The organism is Streptomyces sp. NRRL F-5135, from assembly GCF_000719775.1.
Taxonomy (GTDB): domain Bacteria; phylum Actinomycetota; class Actinomycetes; order Streptomycetales; family Streptomycetaceae; genus Streptomyces; species Streptomyces hebeiensis.
Window position 1 is genome coordinate 125,718 of record NZ_JOHR01000019.1, and the last position, 26,853, is coordinate 152,570.

Below are 26,853 nucleotides of genomic sequence, written 5' to 3' on the forward strand. Positions count from 1 at the left end.
TCACTCGTGGCCGTCGTAGCCGTGGCCGTCGGGGCCACGGCCGTCATAGCCGTCGTGGCCGTCCTGGACCTCATAGGCCGCGAGCGCCTCGACGGCCGCCAGCCGGGCGCTTTCCGCCAGTTCCGGCGGGGAGAGGATCCGTCCGTCCGCGCCGAGCCGCAGCGCGAGCCTGCGCAGCAGAGCCGGCGCGGAGGCGCGCAGTGTGATCCGGAGCCCGCCGTCGGGGAGTTCGACCGCGCTGTCGTGCGCGTAGTACTCGGCGACCCAGCGTCCGCCCGGCCCGACCTCCACCACCACCTCGGGGTCCTCCGCCGACGGCTGTACCAGCCCCTCCGACAGGTCCCTGAGCTCCAGCTCCGGCGGCGCGGCCGGCTCGTCGAGCAGCCGGATCGCCGCGACCCGGTCGAGCCGGAACGTACGCCGGTCCTCGGAGAGCCGGCACCACGCCTCCATATAGGTGCGCCCCACGGCGAACAGCCGGATCGGGTCGACCTCGCGCTCCGTCAGCTCGTCACGCGCCGGCGAGTAGTAGCGCAGCCACAGCCGACGCCGCTCCGAGATGGCCCGGTCGACCTCCGCGAACACCCCGCCCTCGGCCTCGAAGGTCACCGAGAGGCGGGAGCTCGCCCCGGCGGCCTCCCCGGCCGCGTTCTCCAGCTTCGCGGTGGCGCGCAGCAGCGCCTGCCGGTCCCCCTCGCGCAGCCCCGGCAGGGTGGCGACGGCGCGGGCCGCGACCAGCAGCGCCGTCGCCTCGTCGGCGGCGAGCCGCAGCGGCTCGGCGACGTCGTCCGGGTTGTGCCACCAGATGCGGTCGCCGTCGGTGTCGATGTCGAGCAGGTCACCGCCCCGGAAGCTGGTCCCGCACATGGGCAGGACGTCGAGGTCCGAGATCAGCTCGTCCTCGCTGATCCCGAAGGCGCGGGCCACATCGCTGACATGGGCGCCCGGCCGCTCCCGCAGGTACGTCACCAGCGAGAGCATCCGACGGGTCTGGTCGATCGCGTTGACTGCCATGGTGTGTTACGAGCCCCCCTCAGCCCTTGGCCACGGCGCGCAGCCGCTCCACCACATCGGCCCGCAGGTCCGCGGGTTCCACTACGACCACGTCCGGGCCGAACTCCACGAGCCAGGCGTCCAGGCCGTGGCCGTAGGGGATCTCCAGCTCGTCCCAGCCGTCGCCCAGCGCCCGCGACGAGAGCGCCTTGGCGCGCAGCGGGTAGCCGCAGCCGGAGCGCAGCTTGATCAGCGCGGAGCGGGTGGCGCTCTCCCCCGCCCAGCTCTCCACGGTCTCCCGTACCGTGACGACATCGGGTACGGGCGCGCTGAAGACCCCGGCACGGGAGCGGACCCTGCCGGTGATCCGGGAGAGCCTGAAGACGCGCTCGGCGCCCCGGTCCCGGTCCCACCCGGCGAGGTACCAGTGGCCCCGCCAGCACTCCAGGGTCCAGGGCTCCACGTGGCGCTGCTCGGGCCGGGCGGCGTTGGCCTTGCGGTAGTCGAAGACGACGGGGCGCCGGTCGCGGCAGGCGAGCATCAGCGGTTCGAAAGCGGCCTCGTGGACGGGGATCCGCGGCTCGAGGGCGCTGTGGTGGACCTCGTACGCGTCCTCCGCCTCCGGCATCCCGGCGGCGCGCAGTTTCTGGAGGGCGCCGCTGGCGGCGCCGGCGAGCCGGGCCTGCTGCCAGACCTTGGCCGCCAGACCGAGGGCGGCGGCCTCCTCGGCGTCGAGCGTGATGGCGGGCAGCCGGTTGCTGTCGCGGCGGGCGAGGTACCCGGTCTCGCCGTCGAGGTTCTCCACCGTGTCGATGATCAGGCCGAGTTCGCGCAGGTCTTCCTTGTCCCGCTCGAACATACGGTTGAACGAGTCGTCGCCGCCGGCCTCCAGGTACGCCTCGATGGAGCCACGCAGCTCACGCTTGCTGAGGGGGCGCCGGGTGCCCAGTAGACACAGCGCAAGGTTCATCAGCCGCTCGGCCTTGGCAATCGCCATCGACGCCCTACACCCCACTTGATCGTGCCGCACCCGCCCGCCTGACCGTACCGCCCCGGGGTGGCGCGGCAAAAGCCGAGCCCCTCGTACACCCGCCCGGTGCCGGCCCGCGTACGTACCCGGCGTCCGGACGGACTCGAGGGCCTCCGCCGGCCGGCGGAGGCCCTCGGAGGTCCGACTGTCCGGTCAGACGGAGATCAGGTCACAGACGAAGATCAGCGTCTCGCCCGGCGCGATCCGGCCGCCACCCGCGCCGCGGTCGCCGTACGCGAGGTGCGCCGGGATGGTCAGCTGGCGCCGGCCGCCGACCTTCATCCCCTGCACGCCCCGGTCCCAGCCAGGGATGACCTGGCCGGCGCCCAGCTGGAACTGGAGCGGCGTGCCCCGGTTCCAGGACGCGTCGAACTCCTCGCCGGTGGAGAAGGAGACGCCCACGTAGTGGACGGAGACGGTGTCGCCCGCCTTGGCCTCCGGGCCGGTGCCCTCGGTGATGTCCTTGATCTCCAGATCGGCCGGCGGTTCGCCGCCCGGGAAGTCGACCTCGGGCTTGTCGATGCTCACTGAACTGCTCCTCTAAATGATGAACGGGGCAACCGGGACAGTCTTACACCTTCGCAAGGATGTCCACCGCGAACACCAGTGTGGAGTTCTTCGGAATGCCCTGCTGCTCCTGGTCGCCGAACGCCTGGTCGGGCGGGAGTACCAGGAGCACCCTGCTGCCCACCTTCTTGTCCACGACGCCGGCCTTGAGACCCTTCAGGGTCAGCTGCGGCAGCGGGAAGGTGGCCGTACGGCCCGTCTTGTACGTGCTGTCGAACTGCTTACGGTCGTTCCAGATGTACGCCGTGTAGTTGAGGACGACCGTGTCCGTCGCCTTGACCGGCTCGCCCGTGCCCTCCAGCACGTAGTTCGAGACCAGCTTCTTCGGCGGGTCGGTCTTCGGGATCGTCACCTCCGGCTCCTTGCCGTCGGTGTTCGTCCCGACCTTCGGCAGGGCGGCGTCGCTCTGCGGGACCTCGGTGCCCTTGGCGGACTTGGGGACCTGGGTCGACTTCAGGATGTCGACGACGAACACGAGCGTGGCGTTGGGCTTGATGTCACCCTGCCCCTGGGAACCGTAGCCGAGCTCCGGGGGGATGCCCAGCTCGACCCGGCTGCCGACCTTCTGGCCCTCCAGGCCCTGGTCCCAGCCCTTGATGACCATGCCGGCGCCGAGGGTCAGGTCGAACGGCTGCTTGCGGTCGAAGCTGTTGTCGAACGGCTTGACGGAGTCCCAGCTCTGGCCCAGGTAGTTGACCTGGACGGCATCGCCGCTCTTGACCGTGGCGCCGTCGCCCTTCTTGAGGACGTCGACCGTCAGCTTCTTCGGCGGGTTCCCCTCCCCCTTGTCGAGGGTCGGTTTCTCACCGAACTTCTCGCCCGCGGTGACGGCTGGGAGTCCGCTCTTGGACGAGGTGGATTCGGAGCCCTTCTCGTCACCGCAGGCCGCTGTCGACAGCAGCAGCAAGGGGACGACGATCAGGCCGGCAAGTCGGCGCACGTGTTCCTCAGATCTCAGACGGCACAGTAGTCGCCCGCCACTCTAGGGCGTGACGAGGGCCCCGTCCGCGATACGACGGGGCCCTGGCCGCATTCCACCACTGCGTGTCACGTTCCGGCCGGGAGGACGGTGTCCCGTGCCGGCTCGCCGGCCGCTCATTCACGGGCCGCGCGCGGCCCGTTCACTGCCCGTGCGCCGCCCGTCCACCGGATCCACCGCTTCACCGGCTCACATACCGGCGATCAGTTTTTCCACCCGGTCGTCCACCGAACGGAACGGGTCCTTGCAGAGCACCGTGCGCTGTGCCTGGTCATTGAGTTTGAGGTGCACCCAGTCGACGGTGAAGTCCCGCCGCTGTTCCTGGGCGCGGCGGATGAAATCGCCGCGCAGCCGCGCCCGCGTGGTCTGCGGGGGAACCGACTTCCCCTCGAAGATCTTCAGGTCATTGCAGATGCGGGTGGCCTGCCCCTTTTTCTCCAGCAGGTAATACAGGCCGCGGCGACGGTGGATGTCGTGGTAGGCGAGGTCTATCTGCGCGACCCTCGGATGCGACATGGTCATGTTGTGCTTGGCCCGGTACCGCTCGATGAGCTGGTATTTCATCACCCAGTCGATCTCGGTGGCGATACGGTCGAGATCCTCCTGCTCGATCGCCTCGAGCGTGCGGCCCCACAGCTCCAGGACCTTCTCGACGGTGCCGGTGCGGATGCCCCGGCGCTCGACGAAGTCCACCGCCTTCTCGTAGTACTCCCGCTGGACCTCCAGGGCGGAGGCCTCCCGGCCGCTCGCCAGGCGTACCTTGCGCCGCCCCGTCAGGTCATGGCTGACCTCGCGGATGGCGCGGATCGGATTCTCCAGCGTGAGGTCGCGCATGACCGTGCCGGCCTCGATCATCCGGAGCACGAGATCCGTGGCGCCGACCTTGAGCAGCATGGTCGTCTCGGACATGTTCGAGTCGCCGACGATGACGTGCAGGCGGCGGTAGCGCTCCGCGTCGGCGTGCGGTTCGTCGCGGGTGTTGATGATCGGCCGTGAGCGGGTGGTGGCGGAGCTGACACCCTCCCAGATGTGCTCGGCTCGCTGGCTGACGCAGTAGACGGCACCGCGCGGGGTCTGGAGCACCTTGCCGGCGCCGCAGAGCAGCTGTCGCGTGACGAGGAAGGGGATCAGGATGTCCGCCAGCCGCGAGAACTCGCCGTGCCGGGCCACCAGATAGTTCTCGTGGCAGCCGTAGGAGTTTCCCGCCGAGTCGGTGTTGTTCTTGAAGAGATAGACGTCGCCCGCGATTCCCTCCTCGTGCAGGCGGCGCTCTGCGTCGACGAGCAAGCCCTCGAGAATGCGCTCGCCGGCCTTGTCGTGGGTGACCAGCTCGGTCACGTTGTCACATTCGGGGGTCGCGTATTCCGGATGTGAGCCCACGTCGAGGTACAGACGGGCGCCGTTCCGCAGGAAGACATTGCTGCTGCGGCCCCATGAGACGACACGGCGGAAGAGGTAGCGCGCCACTTCGTCAGGTGACAGTCGGCGCTGTCCCCTGAACGTGCACGTGACGCCGTACTCGTTCTCCAGCCCGAAAATGCGGCGGTCCATGTCTGAACATTACGCCTGATGGCCTGAGCTGAAACCGGGTTCGGCCGCCCCGCTTCGATCATTTTCCGTTCCGGGCGGCACGTCCGCGGGATGCTCGGGAGCACCGAGAACCCCCTGTGTCACCAGCAGCACCAACGACGCGGCCACTCCCCCGGCCCCGGCCACGGCGAAACTCGCGGCCGTGCCGCCGAGCTCTACGGCGGGGCCCGCCACGCCCGTTCCCAGGGCCGCGCCCACACCGAAGGTCGTCACGAGCCAGGAGAACGCCTCGGTGACGGTGCCTCGGGGCGCGTGCCGGTCCACGACGACGAAGGCGCAGGCGAGCGCGGGCGCCAGGAAGAGTCCGGCGAGGGCGGCCAGAGCGGTCATGGCGACGACACCCGGGGTGAGCGTCAGCGGCAGGTAGCACAGGGCGAGCAGGGCGACGATGACACGCAGCCGGCGCTCGGGGGCGTCCGACCACTGCCGGGCCCCGTAGACCGCGCCGCCCACCAGCGCGCCCAGCCCGAGCGCCGCCATCAGCCAGCCGTAGACGGACTCCCGGCCGTGGTCGTCGGCGTACGCGACCCCGGCGACCGTGATCGAGCCGAGGGCCAGCCCGACGAAGAGGAACGCGGCCAGCAGGGCGAGCAGCCCCGGTGAGCGCAGCGCGCCCAGCCAGTGCGCCTCGCGGGGCGCGGAGCGCCAGGCGCGCGACGGACGGGACACGACGACGGAGAGCGCGCCGAGCACGCCGAGCGCGTTGACGACGAGCAGGGCGGCGGCCGGGGACTGGACCGCGACCAGCAGGGTGACCAGCAGCGGCCCGAGTGTGAACATCACCTCCTGGGCCACGGCGTCCAGCGCGTACGCGCGGTGCACCCGGTCCTCGCCGCCGAGGACGCTCGGCCACAGCGCCCGCAGCCCGCCCTCCAGCGGGGGCGTGAACAGCCCCGCCACGGCCACGGCGGCGTAGGCGAGCGGCAGGACGTCCGTACCGGAAACGGTGAGCAGGACCATGCCGAGCGCGGAGACCACGGCCGCCGGGAGCTGCACCCGGGGCTGGCCGAAGAGGTCGACGGCGCGGCCGAGCAGGGGCTGGCCGACCGCCGTGGCGATGCCGTACACGGCCGCCAGCGCGCCCGCGAGGGTGTAACTGCCGCCTTCGGCGCGCGTGAACATCACGATCGCGATGTGACCCGTGGCGTTGGGCAGCCTCCCCACGAGTGTGCCGACGAGCAGCCGCACGGCGTGCGGCGCCTTGAGGATGTCCCCGTAACCGGTCGCTCCCGCGGCCATGTCCCGCCCCCTCTTCACGTGTTCTCCGGCCGTGCCGTGGTCCCCGGCCCTCACGTGTTACGTATAACGTCCAGGGTCATACGTACCATGTGCGCAGTCCGCGGGTCCACCATGACGCCGCGGCGCACGAGTTCGACCGACACGACGGAGTACGGCGCGATGACGGAGCGGCCCGCCAGGCCCACCAGCAGGGACGTGGCCAGGACCGCGGGCGTGTCCCAGGCCACGGTCTCCCTCGTGCTCGGCGACAAGTGGCGGGGCCGCGTCTCGGAGCGGACCGCGGCCCTGGTGCGGGAGGCCGCGCGGACGCTCGGCTACCGGCCGAACCTGGCCGCCCGCAATCTGCGGCTGGGCCGGACCAGGACCGTTCTGCTGGTCGTGCCCGCGCTCACCAACGAGTTCTTCGCCCGCGTCTACACGGGCGCGGCCGGGGTGGCCGCCGAGCACGGGGTCGGTGTGCTCCTCTACCCCTCCCCGGCCGGAACGGGCCCGGCCAGCGACCCCTTCGCCTCGGCCCGGCACGCGCTGGACGGGGTGATCGCGTCCTCGATGGCGGCCGAAGCGCTCGACGCGTTCCGGGGTGCCGACGGCGCGGATCTGCCCCTGGTGATGCTCGACAGCGATCCGGCGGCGCCGGGACCCGCCGCACGGGTGAATGTGGACATCGAGGACGGTATGCGCCAGGTGACGCGGCACCTGCTGGACCTCGGCCACCGGAGGATGGTCCATCTCGCGTCGGCCGTCCCCTCCTGGACCTTCGACGTACGGGCGCGGGCGATCGCCGAGGTCGTACGGACCGCTCCGGACACGACCGTGACGACGGTGTCCGCGCCGCTGGAAGTGGAGGCCGGCCGGGCCGCAGCCGAACGCGCCCTGACCGGTCCCGGCCCCCGGCCCACCGCGCTGATCTGCGACGGCGACGTCCTGGCCGCGGGCGCCTGCAAGGCGGTGCGCGGACTCGGCCTGCGGGTGCCGCGGGACGTTTCCGTCACCGGCTTCGACGACCTGGCGCTGGCGCGGGCGGTGGAACCGGAGTTGACGACGGTCGGCCTGCCGGCCGAGCGGGTGGGCGAGCGCGGCATGACCGCCCTGCTGACGGTCCTGGACGGCCGGATCCCGCCCCCGGGCGCCCCCCTCCCGGTCACGCTGGTCCTCCGGGCCTCCACGGCGCCCCCGCCGCCGGAGGACGACTGACACGGGCGCGCCCCGGGCCGTGCGTCGACGGCCCGGGGCGCGGTCGCCGCCCTGAAGGGGCGGCTCCCGCTACTTCTCGGAGTCGTCCGGCTCCTCCTCGTCGGAAGGGGCGTCCGTCGGGGTCGAGGCCGCCCCGTCCGCCTCGAGCAGCCGGGCCAGCTGCCGGCCGACGATGCGCTTGAACTTGCGCTGCTGTGGCCGCGTCCGGTCCAGGATCGCGACCTCCAGGCGCTCGGCGGGGATTTCCCGCTCGCCGCCGTTGGTGTCCCGGGACAGGGCCTGGACGGCCAGCTTCAACGCCTCCGCCAGCGACATGCCGTCGCGGTGCCGCTGGTCGAGGAAGGTGCTGATCTGCTCCGCGTTGCCCCCGACCGCGACCGAGCCGTGCTCGTCCACGATGGAGCCGTCGTGCGGCAGCCGGTAGATCTGGTCGCCGTCGGGCGTGGCCCCGACCTCGGCGACGACCAGCTCCACCTCGTACGGCTTCTCGCCGGCGCTGGAGAAGATCGTGCCCAGAGTCTGGGCGTAGACGTTGGCCAGCCCCCGGGCCGTGACGTCGTCCCGGTCGTAGGTGTATCCGCGCAGGTCGGCGTAGCGGACGCCGCCGATGCGCAGGTTCTCGTACTCGTTGTACTTCCCGGCGGCCGCGAAGCCGATCCGGTCGTAGATCTCGCTGAACTTGTGCAGGGCGCGGGACGGGTTCTCGCCGACGAACACGATGCCGTCGGCGTACTGGAGCACGACCAGGCTCCGGCCACGGGCGATGCCCTTGCGGGCGTACTCCGCCCGGTCGGCCATGGCCTGCTGGGGTGAGACATAGAACGGCGTCGACACCGGCTATCCGTCCCTTTCTGTCAGTGGCATCGGTATACGGGAAAGGACGGCGTCACAGCAGCGCGGCGCGTGGGCCGTCGGGCTGCTCCAGGCGGCGCTCCAGGATCGAGCGGGCGATCCCGGCGGACTCGTCGTCGCCCAGCTTCCGGAACCCCTCGTCGGTGATCACGGTGACGATCGGGTAGATCTGGCGGGCCACGTCCGGGCCGCCCGTCGCCGAGTCGTCGTCCGCCGCGTCGTAGAGCGCCTGCACGACCAGGGTGATGGCCTGCTCCTCGGACAGGTCCTCACGGAAGAGCTTCTTCATCGCTCCCCGGGCGAAGATCGATCCCGAGCCGGTGGACGCGAAGCCCTGCTCCTCGGAACGGCCGCCCGTCACGTCGTACGAGAAGATGCGGCCCTTCTGCCGGTCCACGTCCCAGCCCGCGAAGAGCGGGACGACCGCCAGGCCCTGCATGGCCATGGCCAGATTGCTGCGGATCATCGTGGAGAGCCGGTTGGCCTTGCCCTCCAGGGAGAGCTGCACCCCTTCGACCTTCTCGAAGTGCTCCAGCTCCAGCTGGAAGAGCTTGACCATCTCCACGGCGAGCCCGGCGGTGCCCGCGATACCCACGGCCGAGTACTCGTCGGCCGGGAAGACCTTCTCGATGTCGCGCTGCGCGATCATGTTCCCCATCGTGGCCCGCCGGTCACCGGCCAGCACCACTCCGCCGGGGAACGAGGCCGCGACGATCGTCGTCCCGTGCGGCGCCTCGATGGCGCCCTGCACGGGCGGCAGGGTGCGCTTCCCGGGCAGCAGCTCCGGCGAGTGGTCGGACAGGAAGTCCATGAACGAGGACGAGCCGGGCGTCAGGAAGGCTGCCGGCAGACGCCCGGTGCTACGAGGATTGGCTTCCACACGTTTCCTTCCGGTGGGCGGCGGCCCGCCCCTGGGGCCGGGCCGATTTCACGAAACTGTGCACGGACCTTACCCGCGCCGTCGCGCGTCATCCGCCCCGGTCCCCCGGGCTTTCGCCGGGCGGACCGGGGCGGACGACCATCGCTACTGGCCGCCCTTTTGGACGAAGGACCTCACGAAGTCCTCGGCGTTCTCCTCGAGCACGTCGTCGATCTCGTCCAGGACGGAGTCCACGTCGTCCGACAGCTTCTCCTGGCGCTCCTTGAGGTCCTCGGACGCCTGCGCCTCCTGCGCCTGCTCCTCGGTCTCCTCGGTGGAACGCGTCGCCTTCTGCTGTCCGCCGCCGGTGTCCTTGGTCGCCATAACCCTCACCCCGCTCGGTTCGCCCAGCTCGATGTGACCTGCAAGATCCGACCCTACAAGGAGGGTCGGACATCGGCCCCGTACTTGCCCAACGTCCGGGCACCACCCCGATCATTCCCGGGCCCGGCCCCTTTCAGCCGTGGATCAGCCTCCGGACAGCACCCGTACCAGGTCCTCGGCGGTGCGGCACCGGTCGAGGAGTTCCTTGACGTGATTACGGGTCCCCCGCAGCGGTTCCAGGGTGGGCACCCGTTGCAGCGAGTCGCGGCCCGGCAGGTCGAAGATGACCGAGTCCCAGGAGGCCGCGGCCACGTCGTCCGCGTACTGCTCCAGGCAGCGGCCGCGGAAGTAGGCCCGCGTGTCCTCCGGGGGCCGGGTCCTGGCCCGCTCGACGTCCTGCTCGTCCAGGAGCCGCCGCATCTTGCCGCGGGACGCCAGCCGGTTGTAGAGGCCCTTGTCGGGCCGTACGTCGGCGTACTGGAGGTCCACGAGGTGCAGCCGGGCCGCGTCCCAGTCCAGGCCGTCACGGCGGCGGTAGCCCTCCAGGAGCTCCCGCTTGGCGACCCAGTCCAGCTCCCCCGACAGGCTCATCGGGTCGCTCTCCAGCCGGCTCAGCGTGTCCTCCCAGCGCCCGAGGACGTCCTTGGTCTGCTCGTCCGCGTCGACGCCGTACCGTTCCTCCACGTACTTCCTGGCCAGTTCGTAGTACTCCATCTGAAGCTGGACCGCGGTGAGTGTCCGGCCGCTGCGGAGCGTGACCAGCTGGGCCAGCGAAGGGTCGTGCGAGACCTGGTGCAGCGTGCGGACCGGCTGGTCCACGGCCAGGTCGACGTTGATGAAGCCGTCCTCGATCATGGACAGGACGAGCGCGGTCGTGCCGAGCTTGAGGTAGGTGGAGATCTCCGACAGGTTCGCGTCGCCGATGATCACGTGGAGCCGACGGTACTTCTCGGCGTCCGAGTGCGGTTCGTCGCGGGTGTTGATGATGGGCCGCTTGAGGGTCGTCTCCAGACCCACCTCGACCTCGAAGTAGTCCGCGCGCTGGCTGATCTGGAAGCCGTGCTCGTGGCCGTCCTGGCCGATGCCGACCCGGCCGGCGCCGGTGATCACCTGGCGGGAGACGAAGAACGGCGTCAGGTGGCGCACGATGTCCGAGAACGGCGTCTCCCGCTTCATCAGGTAGTTCTCGTGCGTGCCGTAGGACGCGCCCTTGTTGTCGGTGTTGTTCTTGTACAGGTGGATCGGCTGGGCGCCCGGCAGCTGGGCGGCCCGCTCGGCGGCCTCCGCCATCACGCGCTCGCCGGCCTTGTCCCAGAGGACCGCGTCCCGCGGGTTGGTGATTTCCGGAGAGCTGTACTCCGGGTGGGCATGGTCCACGTACAGCCGCGCGCCGTTCGTGAGGATCACATTGGCCAGGCCGATGTCCTCGTCGGTGAGCTGACTGGCGTCGGCCGTCTCCCGGGCGAGGTCGAAGCCGCGGGCGTCCCGCAGCGGGTTCTCCTCCTCGAAGTCCCAGCGTGCGCGCCGCGCCCGGTGCATCGCGGCCGCGTAGGCGTTGACGATCTGGGACGAGGTGAGCATGGCATTGGCGTTCGGGTGGCCGGGAACGGAGATCCCGTACTCCGTCTCGATGCCCATTACTCGCCGTACGGTCATGCGGCCCTCCTTGCCCGGCGGCGCTCCCCTCCGGGAGCGGCGCTCAAGTACCGCTGGTGCTCCGGTGCGTGTACGGTGCCCGGCCCCGCACTGCGCGACGCGGCGGTACGGAAGAGCCTAGAACGCCTCTGCGCCGCTGGGGAGATCATTTCCGTCATTGGCCTGGTGTGGTGGTCGGCCCGTGGGGTGAGTGGTGCGGGAAAGCAACCGGCTGCGGATGCCCTCCCGGACACCCGCAGCCGGTCCGCGCTCTACAGGTACTGCCCGGTGTTCGCCACCGTGTCGATGGAGCGCCCGGTGTCCGCGCCCTGCTTCCCGGTCACCAGGGTGCGGATGAAGACGATCCGCTCGCCCTTCTTGCCGGAGATACGGGCCCAGTCGTCCGGGTTGGTGGTGTTCGGCAGGTCCTCGTTCTCCTTGAACTCGTCCACGCACGCCTGGAGGAGGTGGGAGACCCGAAGACCCTTCTGGTTGTGGTCGAGGAAGGCCTTGATGGCCATCTTCTTCGCCCGGTCGACGATGTTCTGGATCATCGCGCCGGAGTTGAAGTCCTTGAAGTAGAGAACTTCCTTGTCACCGTTGGCGTAGGTGACCTCCAGGAAGCGGTTCTCCTCGGACTCCGCGTACATCTGCTCCACGACGGACTGGATCATGCCCAGCGTCGCGGCTTCCTTCGATCCATTGTGCTCGGAGAGGTCGTCCACGTGCAGCGGCAGAGAAGGCGTGAGGTACTTCGCGAAGATGTCCTTCGCGGCCTCCGCGTCCGGACGCTCGATCTTGATCTTCACATCGAGCCGGCCGGGCCGCAGGATCGCGGGGTCGATCATGTCCTCGCGGTTGGACGCGCCGATCACGATGACGTTCTCCAGGCCCTCCACGCCGTCGATCTCGGCGAGCAGCTGGGGAACGATCGTGTTCTCCACGTCCGAGCTCACACCGGAGCCACGGGTGCGGAAGAGCGACTCCATCTCGTCGAAGAAGACGATGACGGGGGTGCCCTCGCTCGCCTTCTCCCGGGCCCGCTGGAAGACCAGGCGGATGTGGCGCTCGGTCTCCCCGACGTACTTGTTCAGGAGCTCCGGGCCCTTGATGTTCAGGAAGTAGCTCTTCCCCGCGGGCCTGCCGGTCACTTCCGCGACCTTCTTGGCGAGGGAGTTGGCGACCGCCTTGGCGATCAGCGTCTTGCCGCAGCCGGGCGGGCCGTAGAGCAGGATGCCCTTCGGCGGGCGCAGCTCGTGCTCCTTGAACAGGTCCGGGTGGAGGTACGGGAGCTCGACCGCGTCGCGGATCATCTCGATCTGGCCGCCCAGACCGCCGATCTTGTCGTAGTCGACGTCGGGGACCTCTTCGAGGACCAGCTCCTCGACCTCGCTCTTGGGGACCACCTCGTAGACGTAGCCGGAGCGGGGTTCGAGCAGGAGGGCGTCGCCGGGGCGGATGGTGGTGTCCAGCAGGGGCTCGGCGAGCCGCACCACCCGCTCCTCATCGGTGTGCCCGATCACCAGGGCTCGCTCGCCGTCCTCCAGGACCTCCTTCAGGGTGACGATGTCCCCGGCGCGCTCGTACGCCATGGCCTCGACCACGTTGAGCGCCTCGTTGAGCATGACCTCCTGGCCGCGCCTGAGCTCGTCGAGCTCGACGCCGGGGCTGACGTTCACCCGGAGCTTGCGCCCGCCGGTGAAGATGTCGGCCGTCTCGTCCTCGTTGGCCTGGAGGAAGACGCCGAAGCCCGCCGGCGGCTGGGCCAGCCGGTCGACCTCTTCCTTGAGGGCCACGATCTGGTCGCGGGCCTCACGGAGCGTATTGGCGAGCCGCTCGTTCTGTGCGGACACGCCCGCCAGGTTCGTCTGCAGCTCGACAATCCGCTCTTCGAGAATTCTCGTGTGCCGCGGAGAGTCGGCGAGCTTGCGTCGCAGGACGGCGATTTCCTGCTCGAGATAGGCAACCTGGCCCGCGGGGTCTTCAGACCCCCGCCCCGGCCGGATGCCGCGGTTGATGTCGTCGTCGTGTGCTGCCACGGTCCTCACCTCCTCCAAGGGGAGCTGGACGCTTCCTGACCCTACCTGGGTGGGTGATGATTGAAACCCTAGATCACAAAGACTGTCGGCGTATGTCCGATCTTCACCCTTGCGCTCTCCCTCACGCCAGGGGAATACCCACCCAGCGGCATCGGAAAGCTGCCGGTTGTATCGTCGAAGCGTTCAACACCCGTCAGCGCTGGCATGACTTACGTCATTCCACGCCGCACGACGCAGGAAAGGTCAGGAGAGATGACCGTGCAGCAGGAGGCCCCCGCCGAAGGCGCCACCGGGACCGGAGACCCCCTTGAGGTCTGGATCGATCAGGATCTGTGCACCGGTGACGGAATCTGCGCACAGTACGCGCCCGAGGTCTTCGAGCTGGACATCGACGGTCTGGCCTACGTCAAGAGCGAGGACGACGAACTGCTCCAGGACCCGGGGGCGACCACGCGCGTACCACTGCCCCTTCTGACCGAGGTCGTCGACTCCGCCAAGGAGTGCCCGGGCGACTGCATCCACGTACGCCGCGTATCGGACAAGGTCGAGGTCTACGGCCCCGACGCGGAGTAGTCCGCCGCCCGGCCCCGACGGCCGCACCCGTCGCCTCACCGCGCGTGACGGGAGGTGACGCTCATACGCCGCGCGCCGCGGGCTGTTCGCCGCGGACGAACGCCCCGTTCCGCCACTGCCAGGCGACCCGCAACTCCTGATCGGGGCAGCAGCGCGGCACGTCGGAGCCCGAGTAACCCAGCAGTGTCGCCAGGATCCGCCCGTCCCGCACCACGAGACCGGGGCCCACGCTCTGCTGGTCCCTCGGCTCGACCAGTGTCGCCACGACCCGGGGTTCGTTCTCCTCGCCCCTGGTGAGTACGTACATGCCGCTGGGCGGCGTGCCCGATCCCGCGTCGCAGCGGACCGCGGCCACCGTCTCGGGATTGCCGTCCCCGTCGAGATCTCCGGACGCCTTGCGCGTGACGACCGTGCTCGCGCCGCCGCACTCCAGCGGGAAGACGACGGCGGAGGGATCGGGGGCGGGCAGCGGCGCGCCTCCCTTGCCCGTGGCTCTGAGCGTGCGGTCGGCCGACTGGGACGCCGTGGCGGCGTCCGGCTCCAGCACACCGGCGAGGGCGACGACGGCTGCCATGGCGGTGGCCGTGGCGAGCCAGTGCATCGCGGTGGGGCGGGTGTGCGCGAGGTCCGGGAGGTCGGAGATCTGCACGCGAGGTGTCTCCTGTGGAGGCGGTGGCGGCACATGGCCAGCGGGGGAGGTGGACAGCATGGTGCCACACGTCACAGCGCCGCGGAACAGCGGGGTGCGTAGAGGGTCCTTGATCGGACGCTCTCGGTGAAAGGCGCCCTGAGCCCAACGTGAGAACGGCACCGCCCAGTTCCGCTCGGGGGAGCCGAACTGGGCGGTGCCGTCATGATGTTGACGGGAGAGGAGGGTCGGTGTCAGCCGCGTGATCCGCTGCCGGGCCCTTCGTAGTCCTCGCCGTACGCGCCCTTGGCGGGCCGACGGCGGCGCAGCGGCGGCTCCACACCGTCCGCGAGGCGGCGGGCGGTCACCAGGAAGCCGGTGTGCCCGATCATCCGGTGGTCCGGCCGTACGGCCAGGCCCTCCACGTGCCAGTTGCGGATCATGGACTCCCAGGCGGCCGGCTCGTTGAACGTGCCGAACTCCCTGATCGTCTCGACCGTCCGCGCGAGCTGGGTGGTCGTCGCGACGTACGCGCACAGGATGCCGCCGGGCACCAGTGCCTTGGAGACCGCCTCGACGCACTCCCAGGGCGCCAGCATGTCCAGGATCACGCGGTCGACATCCGTGTCCGACAGGTTGTCCTGGAGGTCGCCGACCGTCAGCTGCCAGGCGGGGTGCGGCTCGCCGAAGTAGCGCTCGACGTTCTGGCGGGCGATGTCGGCGAAGTCCTGCCGGCGCTCGTAGGAGTGCAGCATGCCCTGGTCACCGATGACGCGCAGCAGGAAGCTGCTGAGCGACCCGGATCCCACCCCCGCCTCGACGACGCGCGCGCCGGGAAAGATGTCGGCGAAGGCCAGGATCTGGCCCGCGTCCTTCGGGTAGACCACGGCGGCACCGCGGGGCATGGACAGGACATAGTCGGGGAGCAGGGGGCGCAGCGCGAGGTAGGCGACGTTTCCCGTGGTACGGACAACACTGCCCTCGGGAGCACCGATCAGCTCGTCGTGGGGGAAGGACCCTTTGTGGGTGTGGAAGTTCTTCCCGGCCTCGAGCGTGAAGGTGTAGTGACGTCCCTTGGGGTCGGTGAGCTGGACCTGGTCCCCGACCTTGAAGGGGCCGCGACGACGGGCGGCACCGGTCGGTTCGGACATGCCCCCAGCTTAGCCGTTCGTATTCCCGGCCCGGCGGCCCGTTCCCGCGCACACCGTCCGCCGCCCGCCCACCGCGGGGGCAGGCGGGTCCCCGTCCACCGCGGGCAGGTATCCGTCCACCGCGGGCGGGCCTCCGCCTACTGCGGGCGGGCCATCGCCGCCACGAAGGCCTTCTCCACGTCCGCCGTCGACAGCACCCCGTAGATCTCGCCCGTCTCCTCCAGCACCAGGTACTCCGTGGCCGGGCTCGCCCGCAGGCGCTCCAGCAGCGCCTCGCCCGCCAGTTCCGCGGGGACCTTCATGCCCTCCGTGAGGTCCTGCGCCAGGGTGCTCACCGCGACCCAGGGGCGGCGGTGCTGGGGGACGCCGACGATGGCGGACTCGCGGACCAGGGCCGTCGGGTTGCCCTGGCCGTCGACGACCACCAGGGCGCGCGCGCCCGCCTCGTTCGCGCGGCGCAGGGCCTCGGACAGGGGCGTCGCGGCCTCGACCGGGACCGCGCGGCGGGTGAGCGCGCGGGCGCGGAGTTCGGGCAGGTGCTCGCGGAGCCGCGCCATCCGCAGGCTGTTGCCCGCTCCGGTCCAGATGATCGCCGCGAGGATCGCGGCGAGGAGCGCGTCGGTGACCGTCTCCATCGCGCTCGCGTTCGCGGCGGACCTGCCGAGTGCGCCCGTACGGGTGAGCAGCGGCAGACCGATCAGCACGGCGACGGCCAGCGCGCGGCCGACCCAGGCGGCGGCGACGGTACCGCTCATCGGCTTGCCGGTGATCTTCCAGACGATGGCGCGCAGCATCCGGCCGCCGTCCAGCGGCAGGCCGGGCAGCAGGTTGAAGGCGGCGACGATCAGATTGGAGACCATCAGGCCGGCCAGCAGGACGCCGGGGACCGTACCGCCCTCGACGGCCAGCAGGCCCAGGTAGAAGACGCCGGCGAGGACCAGCGAGAGCAGCGGTCCCACGAAGGCCAGGACGAATTCCCGGCCTGGGCTCTCGGACTCCTTCTCGATCTCGGAGACCCCGCCGAAGAACTGGAGCTGGATGCGGCGCACCGGCAGCTTGAAGCGCAGCGCGGCGACCGTGTGGGCCAGTTCGTGCACCAGGACGGAGGCGTAGAAGGCGACCGCGAAGAACAGGGAGACCAGGTACCGCAGGTTGCCCAGCTCCGGCAGCACCCGCTCGAGCTGGCCGCCGAAGATCCAGGTGATGAGCGCGGCCACCACGAACCAGCTCGGGGCGACGTAGACGGGCACGCCGAAGGGGCGGCCCATGAGAATGCCACCGCCGGGATCCTCACGGCGCGGCGGCTTGCCGTCCGAGCCGGGGCCCGTGTCCCCCTTGCCGGGCTGCGGCCTCCCGCTCTCGCCGCGCTCGTCGTCCTCGTTCACGGGTTCCCTTCGTCGGCGTCACCCGCTCGGCCAGGCGGTGCGAGGGGTTCTGCAGTCGATGGTATTCGTCCGGCTGTCGGTGGCGGGCCGTAGGGTCGGCGTCATGAGTACGAGCCAGCCGCCCACTTCGCTGTCGCCGTCCCGTGCGAGCGACTTCATGCAGTGCCCTCTGCTGTACCGGTTCCGGGTGATCGACAAGCTGCCCGAGAAGCCGAGCGAGGCGGCGACGCGCGGCACGCTGGTGCATGCCGTGCTCGAGCGCCTGTTCGACGCCCCGGCCGGCGAGCGGACGGCGCCGCGGGCACGGGGGCTGGTGCCGGGCCAGTGGGAGCGGCTGTTGGCGTCACGTCCCGAGTTGGCCGGGCTGTTCGCGGAGGATCCCGGCGGCGAGCGGTTGACGCGGTGGCTGGGCGAGGCCGAGCGGCTGGTGGAGCGGTGGTTCTCGCTGGAGGACCCGACGCGCCTGGAGCCCGTGGAGCGGGAGCTGTTCGTCGAGACGGAGCTGGAGTCGGGGCTGCGGCTGCGGGGGGTGATCGACCGGGTGGACGTCGCGCCCACGGGCGAGGTCCGGATCGTCGACTACAAGACGGGCAAGGCCCCGCGTCCTGAGTACGCGGAGGGCGCGCGGTTCCAGATGACGTTCTACGCCTTGGTGGTGTGGCGGCTCAAGGGCGTGGTGCCGCGCCGGCTCCAGCTGGTCTACCTGGGCAGCGGCGAGGTCGTGACGTACGACCCGGTGGAGGCGGACCTGAAGCGGGTGGAGCGCAAGCTGCTGGCCCTGTGGGAGGCGATCAGCCACGCCACGCGGACGGGCGACTGGCGGCCCCGGCCCACCAAGCTGTGCGGCTGGTGCGACCACCAGGCGTTCTGTCCCGAGTTCGGCGGGACTCCGCCGGTGTATCCGCTCACGGTGCCGGCCCAGCGTGCGGAGCCGGCGTTCTCGTCCCCGTCGGATTCCGCGCGGGCGCCGGGTACGGCGGCGGAGCCGAGCCCGGGGCCCGCCCGGTCGTCGGCGTCGGCGTCGGACGCACCGGCGGAGGTGGCGCCCGAGGGGGCCTGAGCGCGTTCGAGCGCGCCTGGAAACGACGCGGCCGGCGCGTCGCAGGGAGCGGAGCGGCGCCCCTGCCCGGCTCGGTGGCGGGACAAGGGGGCAGGGCAGAATGGGGCCGGTCTAGTGAAGGAGTTCCCCGTGACTGTCCGCGTCCTACTGGTCGACGACCAGCCGCTGTTGCGCACCGGGTTCCGGATGATCCTGGAGGCGGAGCAGGACATCGCGGTCGTCGGCGAGGCCGGGGACGGCCTCCAGGCCATCGACCAGGTTCGCGCGCTCCAGCCCGATGTGGTGCTGATGGACATCCGGATGCCGCGGATGGACGGGGTCGAGGCGACGCGTCAGATCACCGGCCCCGGCCGGGACGGCCCGGCGAAGGTGCTGGTCCTGACGACCTTCGACCTCGACGAGTACGTGGTGGAGGCGCTGCGCGCGGGGGCCAGCGGCTTCCTGCTCAAGGACGCGCCCGCGCACGAACTGGTGCAGGCCATCCGGGTGGTGGCGGCGGGCGAGGCGATGCTCGCCCCGAGCATCACGCGCCGGCTGCTCGACAAGTACGCGGACCATCTGCCCTCCGGCGAGGAGCCGGTGCCGGACACGCTGAACTCGCTGACGGAGCGCGAGATGGAGGTGCTGAAGCTGGTCGCCCGCGGCCTGTCCAACGCCGAGATCGCCGCGGACCTCTTCGTCAGCGAGACCACCGTCAAGACGCACGTGGGCCATGTGCTGACCAAGCTGGGGCTGCGCGACCGGGTGCAGGCGGCGGTGTACGCGTACGAGAGCGGACTGGTGCGCCCCGGCGCCCAGTAAGCCGAGGCCACGGCGCGGGGCCGCCCGGGGACGCCTTCCGCCCGCCCGGCGTCGGCCCCCAGGGCCGCCGGTCCCCGGGCCGGCGTACGCGGGCCGGGCCGGGCGGAAGGTGTTCCGCGCGGCCCCTGGTGCTCGCGCCGTACGCGCAGCCGTCGCCCTCACAGCCGCCGTCCTCGCAGCCGCAGTGATCACGACCGTGCTGCTCGGGACCGCCGTGCGCACGCGGCGTCGGATCAGGTGGGGTCGACCGAGCCGCGGCGCAGCTCCCACAGCTGGAGCTCGGAGGCGGGGTTGACCGCCCACTCGACACCGGCGATGTCCTCCCGCGCGGCGACATAGGTCTTGCCCTGCCACAGCGGCAGCACCGGCACGTCGTCGGCGACGATGTTCTGGATCTCCCCGAACGTCTTCGTGGCGGCGCTGCGGTCGGCCTCGCGGCGCGACTGCGGGATCAGCTGGCCGCGCAGTGTGCTGTTGACGTAGGGCGAACCGATGGTGTTGTCCTTGTCGAGGAAGGGCACGATGTAGTTCTCCGGATCCGGGAAGTCCGGGAACCAGCCCATGCCGTAGACCTCGTACTCACCCTCGATCTGCTTCGGCCGGTAGTCCTTCCACTCCTCGCCCTTGATGGAGACGTCGAAGAGCCCGCTGCTGTTGAGCTGGTCCCGGAGGACCTCGAACTCCTTCTGGGTGCCCGAGCCGTAGTGGTCCGTCGTGTAGTGCAGCGTGAGCTTCACCGGGGCTTCGATCCCGGCGTTGTTGAGCGTGCTGGTGGCCTTGGCCAGGTCGCGGTCACCGTACTTGTTGAAGAACGAGTTGGTGTGCGTGGCGACGCTGGACGGGATGAGGGAGTACAGCGGCTCCGCCATGCCGCTGTACACCTTGCTGATCAGCTCACCCCGGTCGATGGCGTAGGCGATCGCCTGGCGCACCGCCTTCTCCTTGGCGTTCGGCGCGCTGGTGTCGAAGCCGAGGAAACGGATCTCGAGGCCGGGCATCTCGGTGAGTTCGATGCCGTCCTTGGGCTTCTTGAGCATCGCCTGAACCTGCTCGGGCGACATGGCCCGGGTCATCACGTCGATGTCGTCGGAGTCGAGCGCCTTGCCCATGGCGTCGGCGTCCTCGAAGGACCGCATCTCGACCTTGTCGTTCAGGACCTTCAGGTCGCCCTTGTAGTTCGGGTTCTTGGTGAAGGTGGCCTTGACGAGCGTGTTGTCCTTGACCTCACCCTTGAAGGTGTACGGGCCGGAGCCGTCGACGTCGAAGCCGTCCCGGACCTTGTTCGCCGAGTACAGCTTGGGGCTCACGATGCCGGCCACCGGCGTCGTCAGCTTGTACGGGAAGGTCGCGTCGGACGCCTTGAGATGGAAGATGATCTCGGAGTCGCCGTTGGTCTCCATCGTGTCGATGTTCGACAGCAGGGCGTAGACACCGCTGGCATCCTTGATCGACAGGGCTCGCTGGAAGGAGAACTTCACGTCCTCCGCCGTCACGGGGTCGCCATTGGAGAACTTCAGCCCCTCGCGCAGCTTGCAGCGGAAACTCTGGTTCTCCCGGTCGGTGAAGCCGCAGCTGGAGGCGGCCTCGGGCACGGGCGCGCCACCGCCGCGCGGCACGTACATCAGCGTCTGCACCGTCTGGCGCAGGATGTTCCAGATGCCCACGTCGTACGCGGCAGCCGGGTCGAGGGGCGCAGGGGCGTCCTTCGTGGCCTCGTACCGGTCCGTGGTGCCCACGACAATGGGGTCACCGCCGTCAGAGCCGCCGTCCGAACCGCCGCAACCGGCGAGCACGGGCGCAAGCAGGCCGAACGTGGCCGACAGCACCAAAGTCTTGCGGTTCATCCTGGACGTACTCCCTCATCCGGCACTGAGATACAGCGATGCACATGGGAGACTCCGCCGTGCCCACCCGGTCGGGGCAGTGCGATCGGGCCGGGAATCAGAGCGATCGGTCCTGTGCCACGGCGACTTGGGTGACCGCCGGGACGCGTTCGTTTGATGCGGCGAAGTGCTCGCGATGAGATTAGTCGGCGGCGCCAGGAATGCCGGAACGGGCCCGAAGGGCGTCGGCGTCACACAGTGATCGGCAATAGCGACCTGGTGATATCCGGGCTCGGGAAGGTTTCGTACACCCCTCCACCAATCCGGACACAAGGACACAGTCGGGCCTGCCCGAGTGCGGTCTGGATCAGCAGGGACGCCACCTGTCGACGCATATACCAGTGATAAAGGTCACGTCCGGAGGCTTTTTTCGGGATCATGAATACCGTATACGGGGTAACGGAAAACGTCCGGGCCAATGCCCAGAGTTTCCGTACCGCTTTCGGGGCGACGCTCGGTGTGCGAATCAGGGGCGGCGCGTCATCATCCGGCGCAGAAATGCGAGGTCCACCTCTTCGAGGGAGGCGACGACGGTACGCCCGGAGGCGGGCGGGATCGGCGCGACGGACGGTACGGCGACCACGCGGCAGCCGGCGGCCTCGGCGGCGGCCACGCCGGTGGCGGTGTCCTCGACGACGGCGCAGCGGGCCGGGTCCGCGCCCAGGCCGCGGGCGGCGAGCAGGTACGGGTCGGGATGCGGTTTGGTGCGGGGCACCTCGTCACCCGCGACGGTCAGCGCGAAGTGCTCGGGCCCCAGCGAGGTCAGCACGCGGTCGATGATGCGGCGGTGCGAGGCGGAGACGAGGGCGGCGGGCACGCCCTGGTTGGCCAGTTCGCCGAGCAGCCGGCGCGCGCCCGGCATCATCGGCACGCCTCGGGCGATGCGGTCCTCGAAGGTGTCGTTGAGCAGTACGGTCAGTTCGGCGAGCGTGATCGCGGCGCCGGTGGCCTCGATGAGGAAGCTCGCGCTGCGGGTCATGGGCCCGCCGACCACCACGTCGCGCCAGGTCTCGTCGAGGACATGGCCGAGGGCCTTGAAGACCTCGACCTCCGCGTCCCACCAGAAGCCCTCGGTGTCGACCAGGGTGCCGTCCATGTCGAGCAGGACGGCCTGCAGGGCGGAGCCATCCGCCGTTCGGGTCAAGGACGCGGGGACCGTACTGGTCATCCGGACACCTCCGTGAGGGACGAGAAGGCCGGCCACCTTCCCCGGCGTGGTTTCCCATCGGGACAGGCGACCGGCCTGCACTGGACCGACCAGTGTACGTCCGGTCCGCCGGGCACGCCGCCCGGGGACCGGACGAGGCGCCCGGGTCGGAGCACATCCCTGAGGAGGATCAGGCCACAGGCGGCGCCCCGTGCGGACGGCGTCAGCGGGCGTTGAAGTACTTCGCCTCCGGGTGGTGGATGACGATCGCGTCCGTGGACTGCTCGGGGTGGAGCTGGAACTCCTCCGACAGCCGCACCCCGATCCGCTCGGGCTCCAGCAGCTCGGCGATCTTCGCGCGGTCCTCCAGGTCCGGGCAGGCCCCGTAACCGAGCGAGAAGCGCGCGCCCCGGTACTTCAGGGCGAACATGCCTTCGACGTCGGCCGGGTCCTCTCCCGCGAAGCCCAGCTCGGAGCGGACCCGGGCGTGCCAGTACTCGGCGAGCGCCTCGGCGAGCTGGACGGACAGGCCGTGCAGTTCGAGGTAGTCGCGGTAGGCGTTGGCCTCGAACAGCTCCGCCGTGGCCGCGCCGATCTTCGAGCCGACGGTGACGACCTGGAGCCCGACGACATCCGTCTCGCCGGAGTCCTCGGGGCGGAAGAAGTCCGCCAGGCAGAGCCTGCGGCCCCGGCGCTGGCGCGGGAACGTGAAGCGGGTGCGCTCGGCGCCGTCGTCGCCCAGCAGGATGAGGTCGTCGCCCTTGGACACACAGGGGAAGTAGCCGTACACGACGGCGGCTTCCAGCAGGTTCTCGGTCTGCAACCGGTCGAGCCAGCCGCGCAGCCGGGGCCGTCCCTCGGTCTCCACCAGTTCCTCGTAGCCGGGGCCGTCGCCCTTGCGGGACTCCTTCAGGCCCCACTGGCCCTTGAAGAGAGCGCCTTCGTCCAGCCAGGAGGCGTACTCCTTGAGCTGGATGCCCTTGACGACCCGGGTGCCCCGGAACGGCGGCGTGGGCACGGGGTTGTCGACGGCGACGTCGGAGCGGACCGCGCCCTCGTCGGGCCGGTCCTCCACGACCGCGCTCGCCGTGGCCCTGACCCGGCGCTGCTTGAGCTCGGGGAGGGTGGCGCCGGGCACACCGCGCTTGACGGCGATCAGCGCGTCCATCAGGCGCAGGCCCTCGAACGCGTCGCGCGCGTAGCGGACCTCGCCCTCGTAGATCTCGTGCAGGTCCTGCTCGACGTAGGCGCGGGTGAGGGCCGCGCCACCGAGGATCACCGGGTAGTCGGCGGCCATCCTGCGCTGGTTGAGCTCCTCCAGGTTCTCCTTCATGATCACGGTCGACTTCACCAGCAGACCGGACATGCCGATCACGTCCGCGCGGTTTTCGCGCGCGGCGTCCAGGATCGCGGAGACGGGCTGCTTGATGCCCAGGTTCACCACGTTGTAGCCGTTGTTGGAGAGGATGATGTCCACGAGGTTCTTGCCGATGTCGTGGACGTCGCCGCGGACGGTGGCGAGCACGATCGTGCCCTTCCCCTCGTCGTCCGACTTCTCCATGTGCGGTTCGAGGTGCGCCACGGCCGTCTTCATGACCTCGGCGGACTGGAGGACGAACGGCAACTGCATCTGACCGGAGCCGAACAGCTCGCCGACGACCTTCATGCCCTCCAGCAGGGTGTCGTTGACGATCTCCAGGGCGGGCCGGGTGAGCAGCGCCTCGTCCAGGTCGGCCTCCAGGCCGTTGCGCTCGCCGTCGATGATGCGGCGCTGGAGGCGCTCGTCCAGCGGCAGGGCGGCCAGTTCCTCGGCCTTGCCCGCCTTGAGGGACTTGGCGGTGGCGCCCTCGAACAGCTCCATGAGCCTCTGGAGCGGGTCGTACCCCTCGGCGCGGCGGTCGTAGATCAGGTCGAGGGCCGTTCGCACCTCTTCCTCGCTGAAACGGGCGATGGGAAGGATCTTCGAGGCGTGCACGATCGCCGAGTCCAGACCCGCCTTGACGCACTCGTCCAGGAAGACGGAGTTCAGGACGATCCGGGCGGCCGGGTTGAGTCCGAAGGAGATGTTGGACAGGCCCAGGGTGGTCTGCACCTCGGGGTGGCGGCGCTTGAGCTCGCGGATCGCCTCGATGGTGGCGACGCCGTCCTTGCGGGACTCCTCCTGACCGGTGCAGATGGTGAAGGTCAGGGTGTCGATGAGGATGTCCGACTCGTGGATGCCCCAGTTGCCGGTCAGGTCGTCGATCAGCCGCTCGGCGATCTCGACCTTCTTCTCCGGGGTGCGGGCCTGGCCCTCCTCGTCGATGGTCAGCGCGATCAGCGCGGCGCCGTGCTCCCGCGCCAGTTCCGTGACCTTCGCGAAGCGGGACTCGGGTCCGTCGCCGTCCTCGTAGTTCACGGAGTTGATCACCGCGCGGCCGCCGAGCTTCTCCAGGCCCGCCCGGATGACGTCGACCTCCGTGGAGTCCAGAACGATCGGCAGGGTGGAGGCGGTGGCGAACCGTCCGGCGAGCTCCTCCATGTCGGCGACGCCGTCCCGGCCGACGTAGTCGACGCAGAGGTCCAGCAGGTGGGCGCCCTCGCGGATCTGCTCGCGGGCCAGCTCCACGCAGTCGTCCCAGCGGCCGGCCAGCATGGCCTCGCGGAACTTCTTCGAACCGTTGGCGTTCGTCCGCTCACCGATGGCGAGGTACGCGGTGTCCTGCCGGAAGGGAACGGACTGGTAGAGGGACGCGGCGCCGGGCTCGGGGCGCGGGGTGCGCTCGGTGGAGGCCACGCCGCGCACCCGCTCGACGACCTGGCGCAGGTGCTCCGGGGTCGTACCGCAGCACCCGCCGACCAGGGACAGGCCGTACTCCCGGACGAAGGTCTCCTGGGCGTCGGCGAGCTCGCCGGGGGTCAGCGGGTAGTGCGCCCCGTCCTTGCCGAGCACCGGCAGGCCGGCGTTCGGCATGCAGGACAGCGGGATGCGGGAGTGCCGGGCGAGGTAGCGCAGGTGCTCGCTCATCTCGGCCGGGCCGGTGGCGCAGTTGAGGCCGATCATGTCGATGCCCAGCGGCTCCAGCGCGGTCAGGGCCGCGCCGATCTCCGAGCCGAGCAGCATCGTGCCGGTCGTCTCGACCGTCACGGAGCAGATGACGGGGAGGTTCGCGCCGGTCGCCGCCAGCGCGCGGCGGGCGCCGAGGACGGCGGCCTTGGTCTGGAGCAGGTCCTGGGTGGTCTCCACCAGCAGGGCGTCGGCGCCGCCGGCGATCATGCCCTCGGCGTTCTGCTGGTAGGCGTCGCGCAGGGTGGTGTACGGGGCGTGGCCGAGGGTCGGCAGCTTGGTACCGGGGCCCATGGAGCCCAGCACCCAGCGCTGCTGTCCGGTGGCGGCGGTGGCCTCGTCGGCGGCCTCGCGGGCGATACGGGCACCGGCCTCGGAGAGCTCGAAGACCCGCTCGGGGATGTCGTACTCCCCCAGGGCCGCGAAGTTCGCGCCGAACGTGTTGGTCTCGACGCAGTCGACGCCGACCGCGAAGTACTCCTCGTGCACGGACCGGACGATGTCCGGGCGCGTCACGTTCAGGATCTCGTTGCAGCCCTCCAGGTCCTGGAAGTCCGCGAGGGTGGGGTCCTGCGCCTGGAGCATCGTGCCCATCGCGCCGTCGGCCACCACCACACGGGTGGCGAGCGCCTCGCGGAGGGCTTCGATACGGGTCCTGCTGTCGGTGGCGGGGGTCGGCGACGGGGCCATGAAAGTACTCCCTGGGCTGCGACGGCTGTCGGCTTTGCGCCCGCGATGGGCGAGCGCACCGGGCCAGCCTAGCTCTCCCGCTCGACTCTCGGTGGGGTGTCCCGGTGGGCGGACGGCATCCTGTTCTGCGGAAAAACCGGGGGTCGGGGCCGCGACCGGCGAGGAACGCCGGAAGGGGCACCAGGTCTTGACAGATCGTCTCCACGGTGAGAAAAGGTCGGCAACGACCGATAGTGTTCAGCATTGTCGAACGTAGTGGAGGACCGGGGCCGATGGCGAAGAACATTCAGTCGCTGGAACGGGCGGCGGCGATGCTCCGGCTGCTCGCGGGGGGCGAGCGCAGGCTCGGCCTGTCGGAGATCTCCTCCTCCCTCGGGCTGGCCAAGGGCACCGCCCACGGCATCCTCCGCACCCTCCAGGCGGAGGGCTTCGTCGAGCAGGACACCGCCTCCGGCCGCTACCAGCTGGGCGCCGAGCTGCTGCGCCTGGGCAACAGCTACCTCGACGTGCACGAGCTGCGCGCCCGCGCCCTGGTCTGGACGGACGACCTGGCCCGCTCCAGCGGCGAGAGCGTGCACCTGGGCGTCGTCCACCAGGCGGGCGTCCTGATCGTCCACCACGTCTTCCGCCCTGACGACAGCCGGCAGGTGCTGGAGGTGGGCGCGATGCAGCCGCTGCACTCCACCGCGCTGGGCAAGGTGCTCGCCGCGTACGACCCGGTGGCGCACAACGAGGCGGTGGAGAACGAGCGGGCGGTCCTCACGCCGCGCACGGTCACGGACCTGGCGGCGTTCGAGAAGGTGCTCGACCTGACCAGGGCGCGCGGCTGGGCGGAGGACCTGGAGGAGACCTGGGAGGGCGTGGCGGCGGTGGCCGCCCCCATCCACAACCGGCGCCGGATGCCGGTCGGCGCCATCGCCATCACCGGCGCGGTGGAGCGGATCTGCCCGGCCGGCGAGGTGCGTTCCGAGCTGGTGGCCGCCGTACGGGAGTGCGCCCGCGCCGTCTCCCGGGACATCGGCGCCGGGCGGTTCTGAAGCCGACGGCCGGTCGTCGATAACGAGTCGGAATTCGGGCACCGAACCCTTGACGACGGAGGATCGCGGGACAAAACTGCCGTTCAACGGT

At 70.4% G+C, this 26,853-nt stretch carries 22 protein-coding genes; 5 read left to right on the forward strand and 17 right to left on the reverse strand.

Annotated features, from left to right (window positions below; genetic code table 11):
- From IG02_RS0129155 to IG02_RS0129180, 6 genes are all read right to left on the reverse strand, one after another.
- Positions 1 to 1,014 carry a helix-turn-helix transcriptional regulator gene (locus tag IG02_RS0129155; RefSeq protein ID WP_030754505.1) on the reverse strand — a complete coding sequence of 338 codons (1,014 nt, stop codon included), beginning with the start codon at positions 1,012 to 1,014 and terminating at the stop codon, positions 1 to 3.
- A 19-nt stretch (positions 1,015 to 1,033) separates the two neighbouring features.
- Positions 1,034 to 1,990 (reverse strand): helix-turn-helix transcriptional regulator, encoded by a 957-nt coding sequence (locus IG02_RS0129160; protein WP_030754507.1) that lies wholly within the window; start codon positions 1,988 to 1,990, stop codon positions 1,034 to 1,036.
- A 186-nt stretch (positions 1,991 to 2,176) separates the two neighbouring features.
- Positions 2,177 to 2,551, reverse strand: a complete 375-nt coding sequence (locus IG02_RS0129165; protein ID WP_030754509.1) for an FKBP-type peptidyl-prolyl cis-trans isomerase — start codon at positions 2,549 to 2,551, stop codon at positions 2,177 to 2,179.
- Between the two features lie 43 nt (positions 2,552 to 2,594).
- Entirely contained in the window at positions 2,595 to 3,530 is a 936-nt protein-coding gene (locus IG02_RS0129170; RefSeq protein ID WP_030754512.1) for an FKBP-type peptidyl-prolyl cis-trans isomerase, read from the reverse strand.
- Between the two features lie 228 nt (positions 3,531 to 3,758).
- Complete coding sequence (gene pafA, locus IG02_RS0129175) at positions 3,759 to 5,120, reverse strand: Pup--protein ligase (protein ID WP_030754514.1); 1,362 nt, start codon at positions 5,118 to 5,120, stop codon at positions 3,759 to 3,761.
- Between the two features lie 9 nt (positions 5,121 to 5,129).
- Positions 5,130 to 6,398 carry an MFS transporter gene (locus IG02_RS0129180; protein ID WP_030754516.1) on the reverse strand — a complete coding sequence of 423 codons (1,269 nt, stop codon included), beginning with the start codon at positions 6,396 to 6,398 and terminating at the stop codon, positions 5,130 to 5,132.
- Positions 6,399 to 6,557: 159 nt separating this feature from the next.
- On the opposite strand from IG02_RS0129180, the gene IG02_RS0129190 reads away from it, so the two are divergent.
- A complete protein-coding gene (locus IG02_RS0129190) occupies positions 6,558 to 7,592 on the forward strand; it encodes a LacI family DNA-binding transcriptional regulator (RefSeq protein ID WP_030754519.1) in 1,035 nt (344 codons plus the stop codon).
- A 69-nt stretch (positions 7,593 to 7,661) separates the two neighbouring features.
- On the opposite strand, the gene prcA is transcribed toward IG02_RS0129190, so the two are convergent.
- From prcA to arc, 5 genes are all read right to left on the reverse strand, one after another.
- On the reverse strand, positions 7,662 to 8,426 hold the full coding sequence (prcA, locus tag IG02_RS0129195; protein ID WP_037804598.1) for a proteasome subunit alpha: 765 nt from the start codon (positions 8,424 to 8,426) through the stop codon (positions 7,662 to 7,664).
- A 52-nt stretch (positions 8,427 to 8,478) separates the two neighbouring features.
- Entirely contained in the window at positions 8,479 to 9,324 is an 846-nt protein-coding gene (gene prcB, locus IG02_RS0129200; RefSeq protein ID WP_030754523.1) for a proteasome subunit beta, read from the reverse strand.
- Between the two features lie 144 nt (positions 9,325 to 9,468).
- The gene (locus IG02_RS0129205) at positions 9,469 to 9,687 is read right to left on the reverse strand and encodes a ubiquitin-like protein Pup (protein ID WP_030754525.1); all 219 of its coding nucleotides are present in this window, start codon (positions 9,685 to 9,687) and stop codon (positions 9,469 to 9,471) included.
- 144 nt (positions 9,688 to 9,831) lie between these two features.
- Entirely contained in the window at positions 9,832 to 11,343 is a 1,512-nt protein-coding gene (dop, locus tag IG02_RS0129210) for a depupylase/deamidase Dop (RefSeq protein WP_344278716.1), read from the reverse strand.
- 251 nt (positions 11,344 to 11,594) lie between these two features.
- Entirely contained in the window at positions 11,595 to 13,361 is a 1,767-nt protein-coding gene (gene arc, locus IG02_RS0129215) for a proteasome ATPase (RefSeq protein WP_030754529.1), read from the reverse strand.
- Positions 13,362 to 13,613: 252 nt separating this feature from the next.
- Between arc and IG02_RS0129220 the strand changes: the two genes are divergently transcribed.
- On the forward strand, positions 13,614 to 13,934 hold the full coding sequence (locus IG02_RS0129220; protein ID WP_030754530.1) for a ferredoxin: 321 nt from the start codon (positions 13,614 to 13,616) through the stop codon (positions 13,932 to 13,934).
- 61 nt (positions 13,935 to 13,995) lie between these two features.
- Here the strand turns inward: IG02_RS0129220 and IG02_RS0129225 are convergent, their stop codons facing one another.
- The 3 genes from IG02_RS0129225 to IG02_RS0129235 all read right to left on the reverse strand — a co-directional run bounded on the left by IG02_RS0129225 (position 13,996) and on the right by IG02_RS0129235 (position 17,098).
- Complete coding sequence (locus IG02_RS0129225) at positions 13,996 to 14,583, reverse strand: hypothetical protein (RefSeq protein ID WP_030754531.1); 588 nt, start codon at positions 14,581 to 14,583, stop codon at positions 13,996 to 13,998.
- A gap of 233 nt (positions 14,584 to 14,816) precedes the next feature.
- Positions 14,817 to 15,713 carry a tRNA (adenine-N1)-methyltransferase gene (locus IG02_RS0129230; protein WP_030754532.1) on the reverse strand — a complete coding sequence of 299 codons (897 nt, stop codon included), beginning with the start codon at positions 15,711 to 15,713 and terminating at the stop codon, positions 14,817 to 14,819.
- Positions 15,714 to 15,850: 137 nt separating this feature from the next.
- Positions 15,851 to 17,098: a site-2 protease family protein gene (locus tag IG02_RS0129235; protein ID WP_030754535.1), complete on the reverse strand. Its 1,248-nt coding sequence runs from the start codon at positions 17,096 to 17,098 to the stop codon at positions 15,851 to 15,853.
- Between the two features lie 157 nt (positions 17,099 to 17,255).
- Here IG02_RS0129235 and IG02_RS0129240 point away from each other — a divergent pair, with 157 nt between their 5' ends.
- Together IG02_RS0129240 and IG02_RS0129245 are read left to right on the forward strand one after the other, a co-directional pair.
- Entirely contained in the window at positions 17,256 to 18,158 is a 903-nt protein-coding gene (locus IG02_RS0129240; protein WP_420707802.1) for a RecB family exonuclease, read from the forward strand.
- Positions 18,159 to 18,287: 129 nt separating this feature from the next.
- Positions 18,288 to 18,959 carry a response regulator gene (locus IG02_RS0129245; RefSeq protein ID WP_030754539.1) on the forward strand — a complete coding sequence of 224 codons (672 nt, stop codon included), beginning with the start codon at positions 18,288 to 18,290 and terminating at the stop codon, positions 18,957 to 18,959.
- Between the two features lie 233 nt (positions 18,960 to 19,192).
- On the opposite strand, the gene IG02_RS0129250 is transcribed toward IG02_RS0129245, so the two are convergent.
- The 3 genes from IG02_RS0129250 to metH form a co-directional block, all read right to left on the reverse strand.
- A complete protein-coding gene (locus tag IG02_RS0129250; protein WP_030754542.1) occupies positions 19,193 to 20,803 on the reverse strand; it encodes an ABC transporter substrate-binding protein in 1,611 nt (536 codons plus the stop codon).
- Between the two features lie 505 nt (positions 20,804 to 21,308).
- Positions 21,309 to 22,010: an HAD family hydrolase gene (locus tag IG02_RS0129255; protein WP_030754544.1), complete on the reverse strand. Its 702-nt coding sequence runs from the start codon at positions 22,008 to 22,010 to the stop codon at positions 21,309 to 21,311.
- Positions 22,011 to 22,212: 202 nt separating this feature from the next.
- Positions 22,213 to 25,725: a methionine synthase gene (gene metH / locus IG02_RS0129260; protein ID WP_030754547.1), complete on the reverse strand. Its 3,513-nt coding sequence runs from the start codon at positions 25,723 to 25,725 to the stop codon at positions 22,213 to 22,215.
- Positions 25,726 to 25,997: 272 nt separating this feature from the next.
- On the opposite strand from metH, the gene IG02_RS0129265 reads away from it, so the two are divergent.
- Positions 25,998 to 26,762: an IclR family transcriptional regulator gene (locus tag IG02_RS0129265; RefSeq protein ID WP_030754549.1), complete on the forward strand. Its 765-nt coding sequence runs from the start codon at positions 25,998 to 26,000 to the stop codon at positions 26,760 to 26,762.
- The last annotated feature ends 91 nt before the right edge of the window (positions 26,763 to 26,853 follow it).